Consider the following 11,931-nt stretch of genomic DNA (forward strand, 5'->3'; position numbering starts at 1 on the left):
CTTGCTGCGGCACTTTCTACAGCAGCTGGATTATTGCTGGTAATCTCATCATCTGTTTCTCATGATTTAATTAAGAAAGTAGTAAACCCTAATATTTCTGAAAAAGGAGAATTAGTAGCAGCTCGTTTAAGTGCTGTAGGTGCGGTTTGTGTTGCTGGATACTTTGGGATCAATCCGCCAGGATTTGTGGCTGCGGTTGTGGCACTTGCCTTTGGACTAGCAGCAGCGTCATTTTTCCCAGCGATTATTTTAGGTATTTTCTATAAACGTATGAATAAAGAAGGAGCTATTGCAGGTATGGTTGTAGGTATTGCAACGATGTTATTGTACATGATTAAGTATAAGCTAGGCTGGTTTGATGATACTTTACCTGGTAAAGATGAATGGTGGTTTGGTATCTCGCCTGAAGGTTTTGGTACCGTAGCTATGATCATCAACTTTGTGGTAAGTCTTGTAGTATGTCATTTCACATCGCCACCACCACAAGAAGTTCAGGATATCGTAGAAAATATACGTATTCCTAGTGGAGCTGGAGAAGCTACGGGTCACTAAGTTTCTGCACAGGTAGAAATCTTATCCCAGTAAAACTGGACACAATGAAAGAACTCTAAAAATGAATAGAATTTAATTATGTAAGTAATTCAAGCAGTACTTTCCCTGAAGTACTGCTTGTTTTGTTTAAAAGTGTGGTGGGAATTTCGCTTTCGCGAAAGCGAAATGGTACAGATTCATAAATAATGAATACATCTACAAAGCTGATATAAATCATGTTTTATGTGCTAAAGTATTCAGAACTTTGAGAGAGAAATGTGAAGTTATGCATAGAGTAAAAGTGCCTTACCATGCATTAAACTCAAAACAACTAATACTTTTCCTTTATGGGTAAATGACCACAGGAAAAAAGAGCTATGAAAAAACGACATCAACAAAAACTAGTGATACTGTCCATAGGATTAATTATTTTCCTAAATATCCCGATACTTTTTATTTTTAATAGTAGCTCGGCTGTCCTGGGAATACCTGTGTTGTATGCTTATATATTTCTAGTATGGTTGATCAGTATTATTATAACATTTACGGTAATTAATAAGTATGCCTAATTACGCCATCATATTAGTAATTATAGGTTATCTAGTCCTGCTTTTTGGGATTGGGATCTGGGCAGACCGTAGGTCTAGATCGCGCTGGGTACACAATCCATGGGTTTATGCCTTATCGCTTGCAGTTTATTGTAGTGCGTGGACCTATTATGGTAGTGTAGGTATCGCCGCTACCAGCGGTGTGAGCTTCTTAACCACTTATTTAGGACCAGTGATCGCCTTACCATTATGGGTTTTAGTTTTAAAACGGATTGTCGTTTTATCTAAACAGTATCAGGTTTCTAGTATAGCAGATTTTATTTCTCTACGCTATGGAAATGATCGTTCTATAGGTGCGATTGTTACCATTATTTGTGTGGTAGCAGTATTGCCATACATAGCCTTACAGCTTAAAGCTGTTTCAGAGACTTTTGATATTTTATCCAGTGGTCCTGATAGTACATCGCTATTTACAGATAGTACGTTTTACATCGCTATTTTACTGGCGGTATTTGCAGCACTTTTTGGCACTCAAACCACTGATGCGTCCAGACGTCGTAGTGGTTTAATGTTTACTGTTGCCGTAGAAAGTGTCTTAAAATTGGTGTTTTTCTTAATCATTGGGATTTATGCTACGTTCTATTTATTTAATGGTACTACAGATATTTATAATCAGATTAGTGCTTTAGACGGTTTTGAAACATTAGCCACTTTTGAGAATATGGAAGCCAGTATCAACTGGTATTTTATGATAGCCTTATCATTTTTTGCTATATTTCTATTACCGCGCCAGTTTCAAGCAAGTGTTGTTGAAAACACATCTACTGCACATTTGAAAAAAGCCAGTTGGGTTTTTCCATTGTATTTGCTGTTATTTAATGTCTTTGTGATTTTTATAGCATGGGCTGGAAAGTTACTACTCAGTGCTGATGTGAATCCAGATTATTATACCTTGTACTTACCATTAGAACATGGTCATAAACTATTAGGATTGATGGTCTTTTTAGGTGGATTATCATCTGTAATTTCCATGGTTGTAGTAAGTGCTCTGGCACTAAGTACTATGGTAAGCAACAACCTGATTATCCCTTACGGTTTTTTAAAAGTTCTCAATAATAGTAATCCAGAGACTAATGCACATACCATTAAGAACATCCGTAGGATTGCTATTTTTATACTCATTATAGGAGCTTATTTTTTCTATGTGAACTTTAATATAGAGCTTTCATTGTTTAGTATCGGTTTAGTTGCTTTTGTGATTATTGCTCAACTAGCACCGGCATTTTTTATAGGATTATTCTGGAATCGTGGTAGTGCGACTGCTGCAAAAATGGGGATTTTAGCGGGATCTATAGTTACTTTGTACACACTTGCCTTACCGTTTTTAATTGATGTGTTTGTAGAAGGAAGTACTTTTACTAGTGCAGGTCCTAATGGTATTTCATTATTAAAACCCTATGCGTTATTTGGCTTAGATTTTATGCCACCGGTGACTCATGCTTTCTTTTGGTCTATGGTTTTTAATATCATGTTCTATCTTATTTTCTCTGTATTAAGAAAAGGGGATTATAGAGAACGTAATTATGCAGAGCTTGTCGTAAATGCTAGTACCATAGGTGAATTAGAAGAAAATGCCTTTGTATGGCGTGGTGAGGCTTATAAATCTGAAATAGAAAAAGTGCTTATCCGTTTTTTAGGTGAAAAAAATACAGCTCGAGCACTAAATATATTTCACCGTAAATATGATATTGATCCTAACCAAGAAAAAGCAGATGCTAGACTGGTTAACTTTTCAGAGAAAATCTTAACAGGATCTATAGGTGCTGCTAGTGCTAAATTAATGATAGGACAGGTTGTAAAGGAACAGCCAGTGAGTTTACCAGAAGTACTTAAAGTATTAGAAGAGAATAAGGAAACCATAAGTGCAAATAAACAGTTGCAACAGCAATCTTATGATCTTAAACGTGTTACACAGCGCTTAAAAGATGCTAATAATGCACTCATAGAAAAGGATAAACAAAAAGATGAATTCCTAGATACCGTAGCGCATGAACTTAAAACACCTACCGCTTCCATAAGAGCAGCCAGCGAGGTTCTTGCAGATGCTGATGACATGCCTGAAGAGCTTAAGAAAAAATTCCTCAACAATATCGCAAATGATGCTGATAGACTTGCGGTGCTCATTACAAATATTCTAGATCTTGAGAAGTTATCTAGCGGCCGGGAAATAATGGATAAAAGAAATCATGAATTAAAACATACCATAGCAAAGGCTATAGATGGCATCTATCAACTTGCGCTTAAAAAAAGTATCCAGATAGAAGTAAATCAAGTAGAAGCTATAAATATGTATTATGATGAAGATCGCATTTTACAGGTCTTTACTAACTTACTTTCTAATAGTGTCAAGTTTGTTCCCGAGCAACAAGGTGTGATTAAAATTGATGTCCTAAAAAAGGATCAAAATGTGATCATCTCCTTTGAAGATAACGGGAAAGGTATCCCGTCAGAAGATATACAGTACATCTTTGAAAAGTTTTATCAGTCTAATGATCAAAACGTTAAAAAACCTATAGGTAGCGGTATGGGACTAGCTATAAGTCGCCATATTATAGAAAGTCACAATGGAACTATTACTGTAGATCCTCATTTTAAAAATGGCGCCAGATTTATAGTAGAATTAAAAACAGCAGGAATATGAAGAAGATATTAATAGTAGATGATGAACCTAACATAGTAATGTCGCTAGAATATGCGTTTCAAAAACAAGGTTACCACGTCTTCATTGCTAGAGATGGAAGTGAGGCACTGATAATCATGGAGCGCGAGCATCCAGATCTGGTTATTCTAGATGTGATGATGCCTCAAGTAGATGGTTATGAAACGATTAAAGTTATAAAGGGAAATCCCGCTTTCGCGAAAGCGAGAGTCATTTTCTTATCTGCAAAAAGCAAAGCAGCCGATATAGAAAAAGGTCTCAGTCTAGGTGCAGACCAGTACTTTACCAAGCCATTTTCAGTAAAAAAGTTAATTACTGCTGTGGATCAATTAATAAGAATATAGTTATGGATTACAACTCTTTTTACCAAGATAGCATCAACTCGCCAAAGCGTTTCTGGCAAGAACAAAGTCATGCTATAGAATGGTTTAAAAAACCAACAAATATTTTATCTAAAGATGAAAATGACTATCATCAGTGGTTTGAAGATGGGAAGACGAATCTGAGTTATTTGTGCATAGATAAACACATAAAAGATGGCTATGGAGAACAACATGCCATAATCTATGACAGTCCAGTTACGAGCACTAAAGAATTTATCACTTTTAACCAGTTGCAGGATGAGGTTTCTAAACTAGCAGGTGGATTACAATCTTTGGGGTTGTTAAAAGGAGATACTTGCCTTATTTATATGCCCATGATACCACAGGCTATTTATGCCATGCTGGCTTGTGTAAGATTAGGAGTAACACATTCTGTAGTATTCGGTGGTTTTGCACCACATGAACTAGCTATACGTATAGATGATTGTAAACCTAAAGCGATTATCACAGCTTCCCATGGTGTAGAGATTAAACGTATCATTCCTTATAAACCGTTTGTAGATCAAGCCATAAAAACAGCTCATCATAAACCTGAAAATGTGATTCTCTACAGTAGGGAGAATGCTCCTTTAACTGAATCTAAATCTTATGATATTGATTATTCAGAACTTGTAAAAAAATCTAGCCCTGTAGATCCCGTAGCCTTAGCTTCTACACATCCATCTTATATTTTATACACTTCAGGAACTACAGGAACTCCTAAAGGAATCATAAGAGACACTGGAGGATATGCAACAGCTTTAAAGTTTTCCATGAAATATGTGTATGGCGTTGATGAAGGAGAAACCTACTGGGCAGCGAGTGATGTAGGCTGGGTTGTAGGGCACAGTTATATCGTTTATGCGCCATTAATTAATAGAAATACAACCATTCTTTTTGAAGGAAAACCCATTAAAACGCCAGATGCAAGTACCTTTTGGCGAGTGATAAGTGAACATAAAGTAAATGTCATGTTCACAGCGCCTACTGCTATTAGAGCCATTAAAAAAGAAGATCCTCATGGAGATTTTATTAAGAAATATGATCTATCATCCTTAAAATATCAATTCCTTGCTGGTGAGCGTTGTGATGCTGCAACTTTAAAATGGACTCAAGACCAGCTTAAAGTTCCGGTTATAGATCACTGGTGGCAAACAGAAAGTGGCTGGCCCATGCTGGCCAATATGACTGGAGTAGAATTGTTACCTGTGAAATCTGGTAGTGCTGGAAAACCAGTTTGCGGTTATGATATACAGGTGCTAGATGAAAAAGGCGAGAATACTCCAGCAAATACCGAAGGGTATATAGCTGTAAAATTACCATTACCACCAGGAACGCTCCTTAATATCTGGGAAAACACAGAGCGATTTAAAAAAGGATATTTAGAAAGATTTCCAGGTTATTATTTCTCAGGCGATGGTGGTTATAAAGATGAGGATGGTTATGTCTTTATTACGGGTAGAGTAGATGATATTATAAATGTTGCTGGACACAGACTCTCCACCGCCGAAATGGAAGAAATTGTTTCCAGTCATAAAGACGTAGCAGAATGTGCTGTTTTTGGTATTCACTGCGATCTTAAAGGACAGCAACCTCTAGGTCTTATAGTTCTTAAAACAAATCATGAGCACTCAATGATCGATATACAGAATCAAATTGTTCAAAAAGTACGACAGGAAATAGGAGCCGTAGCCTCTTTTAAAAGTGTACTTGTTGTAAAACGATTACCTAAAACGCGCAGCGGTAAAACCTTAAGAAAGCTACTGCGCAATATAGCCGATGAGGAGCAGTATAAAACCCCATCCACCATAGACGATGTCTTAATTATAGATGAAATAAAAAGTGTTTATCAAGAACACTCCATAGGAATACATAAATAAAATAAATTATTAATTATGAGTAATTATCACATAAAACACCTAGAAGAATACTGGCAAGTTTATAGAAAATCAGTACGCAATCCTGAAAATTTTTGGGAAGAAATCGCAGAGGAACATTTTCTATGGCGCAAGAAATGGGATAAGGTGTTAAGCTGGGATTTTTCAAAACCAGAGGTAAAATGGTTTGAAGGTGCGCAACTTAATATCACTGAAAACTGTATCGATAGACACCTGGCTACTCGAGCAGATAAAACAGCTATTCTTTTTGAGCCTAATGACCCTAAAGAAGGAGCACAACACATAAGTTATAGAGAATTACATGAACGTGTTTCAAAATTTGCAAACGTTTTAAAGTCGCAAGGAGTAGAAAAGGGAGATCGAGTGTGTATCTATTTACCTATGATTCCAGAACTAGCCGTTTCAGTACTTGCATGTGCGAGAATAGGAGCGATTCATTCAGTAGTATTTGCTGGTTTTAGTGCTACGGCATTAGCTACTCGTATCAACGACTCCGATTGTAAAATGGTGATTTGTAGTGATGGTAGTTATCGTGGTAAAAAGACCATCGACTTAAAATCTATAGTAGATGAAGCGCTAGAAAACTGTCCTGGTGTTACCACAAATCTAGTAGTAAATAGAACTGGTGGAGCCGTTACCATGAAAGAAGGAAGAGATATGTGGATTCAACCGCTTCTCGATACAGCCGATGCGGCTTGCAAAGCAACCATCATGGATGCTGAAGATCCTTTGTTCATTCTCTATACATCGGGTTCTACTGGTAAACCTAAAGGAATGGTGCATACCACCGGTGGTTATATGGTTTATGCCGCTTATAGTTTTAAAAATGTGTTCCAGTACCGAGAGAATGATGTGTACTGGTGTACTGCAGACATAGGTTGGATTACTGGACATAGCTACATCGTTTATGGACCACTAGCAAATGGTGCTACTACTGTAATGTTTGAAGGAGTTCCTTCTTATCCAGATTTTGGACGTTTCTGGGAAATTGTAGAAAAGCATAAAGTCACCCAGTTTTATACCGCACCTACAGCAATTAGAGCACTAGCCAAAGAAAATATAGATTTTGTCAATAAATATGATTTATCCAGTTTAAAAGTGCTAGGAACCGTAGGTGAACCTATTAATGAAGAAGCATGGCACTGGTATAATGATAACATAGGTAAGAACAATAGCCCGATTGTAGATACCTGGTGGCAAACAGAAACTGGCGGTATCATGATCAGCCCGATTCCTTATTCTACTCCTACTATTCCTACCTTTGCAACCTTGCCATTACCAGGAATCCAGCCAGCACTAATGGACGAGCATGGAAAGGAAATAAAAGGAAATCAAGTAGAAGGTAGATTAACGATTAAATTCCCATGGCCATCTATGGCACGCACGATTTATGGAAATCACGAACGTTATAGAGATACCTATTTCAGTGCTTATAAAGACATGTACTTTACGGGTGATGGCGCACGTCGTGATGCAGTAGGTTATTATAGAATCACTGGTCGTGTGGATGATGTGATCATTGTAAGTGGTCATAATCTAGGAACAGCTCCTATTGAAGACGCAATTAATGAACATCCAGCTGTAGCTGAAAGTGCAATCGTAGGTTTTCCGCATGATATTAAAGGAAATGCCTTATATGGTTATATTACTTTAAAAGAAACTGGTGAAGATCGTAATCAAGATAACCTGCGCAAAGAAATCAATCAGTTGATTACAGACCGTATAGGACCTATCGCAAAACTGGATAAAATTCAGTTTACAAATGGCTTGCCTAAAACCCGTAGCGGTAAAATAATGCGTCGTATTTTAAGGAAAATTGCTAGTAAGGATACTGGGAACTTAGGTGATACTAGTACACTTTTGAATCCAGAGGTAGTTCAGGAAATCATGGATCATGCTTTAGTATAATCCATTGGAATGATAGTGGAAAAGCCATCTCAACTCGAGGTGGCTTTTTGTGTTATAGGATGTGTTTATTCCGCTTTCGCGAAAGCGTTATGAAAAGGACCAATCAGATACATTTAAAAATCATTACTTTAATTAAGAAAAATATCTTATATTTGTAGACAAATGTCTGTGTCATGAAAAAGTATGAAATTAATGATGGTAAGGATAGTAAGGTAAATGAGGCCGCAGTTCAATATTTACGTAGCTTTCAGTCTCCTATTGATAAAGTAAAATTTATAAGGAGTGGTGTTCCTTTTTCTGTATTTATGCAGTTAAGAGAAGAGGTGCCTTTTAGTGATGAAGAATGGGCGGTTTTATTAGACATTTCTTTAAAATCATTACAGCGTTATATTAAAGAAGGTGTTCATGTTTTTAAAGTGATTCATAGTGAGCGCATTTTAGAAATTATAGAAGTGAGTGAGTTAGGGATTAAGGTTTTTGGTTCACAAGAAAATTTTCATGGCTGGTGTCTAGAGGCTATGCCTGCCTTAAATAATATGCCTCCTATAGATTTAATGCGTGATAGTTATGGAAAAGAGTTAGTTATGGATGAGTTACATGCTATTAATCACGGGATTTTTGCATGATCGTTTATAGACTAGCAAGATTACCTTATGCTCAGGACTTATCGGGTTATGGAGCTTCTCTGAGTGCTTCTAATCGATGGAATGTTAAAGGAGAAAACATGCTCTATACCGCAAGTAATCGCGCTCTTGCGTTTGCTGAGGTTTATGTGCATTTGAGACTGTACCGCATACCACAAGATATGATGATGGTCTCGCTACGCTTGCCCGATGGTGCAAATTTGAACACTCAAACACTAGAAAAAGATATACGCAATTATAGATTAAAGGAAACCCAGCTGTTAGGTAGTGAGTTTATAAATAATAATTTCCAGTTTGCTCTGCGAGTACCTAGTGTAGTAGTTCCAGGAGAATATAATATACTCATCAATCCATCACATCCTTTATCAGAACAAATTCTCATTGAAGACATTCAACCATTTAAATTTGATAGTAGGCTCTATTGAGGTTAAATATCATTATGTAACGGTAATTTCTACCTTTCCTGGAAGTAGTGGGATTTTGTCTTTTTAATTAGACGCTATTCAACTAGCGTTTAGATACACATCTTCTAATACCAATTTGTGTTTCTAATGCCGTTAAAACAAATTTGTATAAATTATGTTGTAGCCAGCTTATCTCTATATTTTTCTATCAATAAGTTTCCAAACTCCGTTTTATCTTTGCGCAGTAATTCTATGCCACCTTCATTCACGATACTAGAATGATGTTCTCGCAAATGATTATCGCTCCAAGCGCCTAACTCCCCAATTACAGGCGTTAAAGCCAAGCCTTTTTCAGTTAACAGATAAATATTAGACTTTTTATTATCAGGCAATTTAGTTTTCAGTACAATACCTAAAGCCTCTAATTGTTTCAATTTAGTACTCAATATATTAGTAGCAATGGCCTCATCACTTTCTATAAAGTCCTTAAAAGTGCTCATTCCTTCCACCAACATTTGCTTAACGATTACCAGCATCCACTTATCGCCCAGAACATCTAATGCCGAAGTAAAAGGACAATTACACCTAAATTTTGTTTCCATGCTATTTGCTATTTAATAAGTAACAAATGTACAAATTTTATTTTTTTTACTTGCAAAAAGCAATTAAATTATATTTTTACTTGTAAATTAAAAGTAATATTGTAATTTTGCTTGCGTAAAACAAGTAATAATAGTTTTAATTAAATTTAGAAAATGAAAAAAATAATAATCACAGTAGTGGCAGTGGGCTTTTTAGCAAGTTGTAATTCAGCTAAAAAAAATGAAAACACTGAAAAACTAGAACAAACGACACATGTTGAAAATGTAAAAATGAGCAATAAAGAAAAAGCAATTGCATTTGTTAGCGATGCACTATCCTATCAAAATGAAGCTGTTTTAAAGGAAATTACACGAGAAGACCTTATTCAGCATAACCCAACTGTTCCAAATGGTACAGCAGTTATTATTGACTATATGCTACCCAAATTAAAAGCAGCAGGAACAAAAGCCGAAATTGCGCGCGTTTTTACAGATGGCGATTATGTAATCACCCATAATCATTGGAAAAATGCAACACCTTTTGGCAGTGATAATTTAATAGCATTCGACATTTACCGTTTTGATAAAGACGGTAAAATAGCTGAGCATTGGGATGGTTTACAACCCATGGTAAAAGAAACGGCAAGCGGTAGAAGTCAAATTGACGGTCCTACAGAAGTAAAAGATTTAGACAAAACCGAAGCCAACAAAAAATTGGCAGTTTCCCTTATTGAAGATGTTTTGATGGGTAAAAATCCAAGTAAAATTTCTGAATACATAAGTGCCGAAACCTATCACCAGCACAACCCACAAATCAAAGATGGTTTAACTGGCATCGTAGAAGCAGTAGCGTATCTCACTTCTCAAAACAACATGTTTAAATACACCAAAATCCACAAGGTGTTGGGTGAAGGTAACTTTGTTTTAACCATCAGCGAAGGCGAATGGAATGGAGGCAAAAAACACGCATTTTACGACTTGTTCCGAATGGAAAATGGTAAAATAGTGGAGCATTGGGACGTCATTCAAGAAATTCCTACCGAAGGATTGGCGAATGATAACGGCATGTTCGGATTTTAAAATGAACACAATAATATGGGCGTTACCGATGGCACTTTTTTAAAGGAAAGTGCCATCGGTCGGGCTTTCCACTGTATCTTTTTTCCTTTTTCTTCTAAAAAGTAAAAAAGGATGCCGTTGCAATCCCTAACGCAACAATTACGTAAAACAATAGAATTTATAACAATGAAAAATATCTTATTCAAATCAATTTTAGGCTTCAGTTTATTATTTGCCTTTACTTCATGTAATAACGATGATGACAATACTGCAAATGAGCCTACACAAAAAGAAAAGGCAGCGGCTTTTTTAGAGGCGGTAAATACCCGAAATGTATCCACAATAGAAGCGTTAGTCACAGAAGATTACATACAACACAATCCTTTTCTTCCCACAGGAAGAGCTGCTTTTGCACAAGTGGTAACTACTGTGTTAGAACCAAACGGAACAACGGTAGAAAATCAAAGAATGATCGAAGACGGCAATTTTATCGCCATGCATAATCTTTGGACAAACGCGGCACCTTTTGGAGCAGATACCGTAGTAACCTTTGACATTATTCGCTTTGATGAAAATGGCAAAATAGCCGAACATTGGGATGCGATACAACCATGGGAAAGCAATACAGTAAACGGTAATACCATGGTTGACGGTGCTACTACCATTACAGATTTAGATCAAACTACAGCAAATAAAACATTAGCAGTAAACATTATACAAGATGTGTTAATGGGGCAAAATCCAACTAATATTACCAATTATATTGCCGAAGATTATATACAGCATAATCCTGGTATTGATAATGGTTTAGTAGGTATACAAGACGCAGTAGCTTATCTCACCTCAATCAACAATATGTTCCAATACAATACCATTCACAAAGTAATAGGCGAAGGAAATTTTGTATTAACCGTAAGCGAAGGCACATGGAACGGTACTTCCAATGCCTTTTACGATTTGTTTAGAATGGAAAATGGCAAAGCCGTAGAACATTGGGATGTCATTCAACCGGTACCTACCGAAGGTTTAGCAAACGACAACGGCATGTTTGACGGATTTTAACGAACTCTTTTTTTAACTTTTAAATATATAAACAATGAAAAACATAATAATAACAGGAAGCAGCAGCGGATTTGGCCTTAAAGCTGCCAAAGATTTTGCCGATAAAGGCAACAAAGTATTTGCTACCATGCGAAATCCCGAAGGGAAAAACGCAGCTAAAAAAGCAGAACTAGAAAACCACTCTAACCACATTACCGTGGTAGATATGGATGTTA

Annotated in this window: 12 protein-coding genes; 10 read left to right on the forward strand and 2 right to left on the reverse strand. The window is 36.5% G+C overall.

What is annotated here, in order from left to right; genetic code table 11:
- A partial coding sequence (locus ACTF48_RS10145) for a sodium:solute symporter family transporter (RefSeq protein ID WP_438963045.1) occupies positions 1–552 on the forward strand: 552 nt, incomplete at its 5' end.
- A 76-nt stretch (positions 553–628) separates the two neighbouring features.
- Here ACTF48_RS10145 and ACTF48_RS10150 read toward each other — a convergent pair.
- The gene (locus ACTF48_RS10150) at positions 629–769 is read right to left on the reverse strand and encodes a hypothetical protein (protein ID WP_438963046.1); all 141 of its coding nucleotides are present in this window, start codon (positions 767–769) and stop codon (positions 629–631) included.
- Between the two features lie 323 nt (positions 770–1,092).
- Between ACTF48_RS10150 and ACTF48_RS10155 the strand changes: the two genes are divergently transcribed.
- The 6 genes from ACTF48_RS10155 to ACTF48_RS10180 all read left to right on the forward strand — a co-directional run bounded on the left by ACTF48_RS10155 (position 1,093) and on the right by ACTF48_RS10180 (position 9,035).
- Positions 1,093–3,780 carry an ATP-binding protein gene (locus ACTF48_RS10155; RefSeq protein ID WP_438963047.1) on the forward strand — a complete coding sequence of 896 codons (2,688 nt, stop codon included), beginning with the start codon at positions 1,093–1,095 and terminating at the stop codon, positions 3,778–3,780.
- Positions 3,777–4,142, forward strand: coding sequence for a response regulator transcription factor (locus ACTF48_RS10160; protein ID WP_438963048.1), 366 nt, complete (start codon positions 3,777–3,779; stop codon positions 4,140–4,142). Before ACTF48_RS10155 ends, ACTF48_RS10160 begins: the two co-directional genes overlap by 4 nt.
- Positions 4,143–4,144: 2 nt before the next feature.
- Positions 4,145–6,040 carry an acetate--CoA ligase gene (locus ACTF48_RS10165; protein ID WP_438963049.1) on the forward strand — a complete coding sequence of 632 codons (1,896 nt, stop codon included), beginning with the start codon at positions 4,145–4,147 and terminating at the stop codon, positions 6,038–6,040.
- A gap of 15 nt (positions 6,041–6,055) precedes the next feature.
- On the forward strand, positions 6,056–7,966 hold the full coding sequence (acs, locus tag ACTF48_RS10170) for an acetate--CoA ligase (protein WP_438963050.1): 1,911 nt from the start codon (positions 6,056–6,058) through the stop codon (positions 7,964–7,966).
- Between the two features lie 173 nt (positions 7,967–8,139).
- Positions 8,140–8,592, forward strand: coding sequence for a type II RES/Xre toxin-antitoxin system antitoxin (parS, locus tag ACTF48_RS10175; RefSeq protein ID WP_438963051.1), 453 nt, complete (start codon positions 8,140–8,142; stop codon positions 8,590–8,592).
- Complete coding sequence (locus ACTF48_RS10180; RefSeq protein WP_438963052.1) at positions 8,589–9,035, forward strand: RES family NAD+ phosphorylase; 447 nt, start codon at positions 8,589–8,591, stop codon at positions 9,033–9,035. Before parS ends, ACTF48_RS10180 begins: the two co-directional genes overlap by 4 nt.
- A 152-nt stretch (positions 9,036–9,187) precedes the next feature.
- Here ACTF48_RS10180 and ACTF48_RS10185 read toward each other — a convergent pair whose 3' ends face one another.
- The gene (locus ACTF48_RS10185; protein WP_438963053.1) at positions 9,188–9,616 is read right to left on the reverse strand and encodes a winged helix-turn-helix transcriptional regulator; all 429 of its coding nucleotides are present in this window, start codon (positions 9,614–9,616) and stop codon (positions 9,188–9,190) included.
- 153 nt (positions 9,617–9,769) lie between these two features.
- Here ACTF48_RS10185 and ACTF48_RS10190 point away from each other — a divergent pair, with 153 nt between their 5' ends.
- The 3 genes from ACTF48_RS10190 to ACTF48_RS10200 form a co-directional block, all read left to right on the forward strand.
- Positions 9,770–10,675, forward strand: coding sequence for a nuclear transport factor 2 family protein (locus ACTF48_RS10190; protein WP_438963054.1), 906 nt, complete (start codon positions 9,770–9,772; stop codon positions 10,673–10,675).
- A gap of 165 nt (positions 10,676–10,840) precedes the next feature.
- Positions 10,841–11,716 (forward strand): nuclear transport factor 2 family protein, encoded by an 876-nt coding sequence (locus tag ACTF48_RS10195; protein WP_438963055.1) that lies wholly within the window; start codon positions 10,841–10,843, stop codon positions 11,714–11,716.
- A gap of 34 nt (positions 11,717–11,750) precedes the next feature.
- Positions 11,751–11,931 (forward strand): SDR family NAD(P)-dependent oxidoreductase (locus ACTF48_RS10200; RefSeq protein ID WP_438963056.1); only part of this gene is annotated, 181 nt, incomplete at its 3' end.

Source organism: Nonlabens sp. (genome assembly GCF_965660805.1).
In the GTDB taxonomy this organism is placed as follows: domain Bacteria; phylum Bacteroidota; class Bacteroidia; order Flavobacteriales; family Flavobacteriaceae; genus Nonlabens.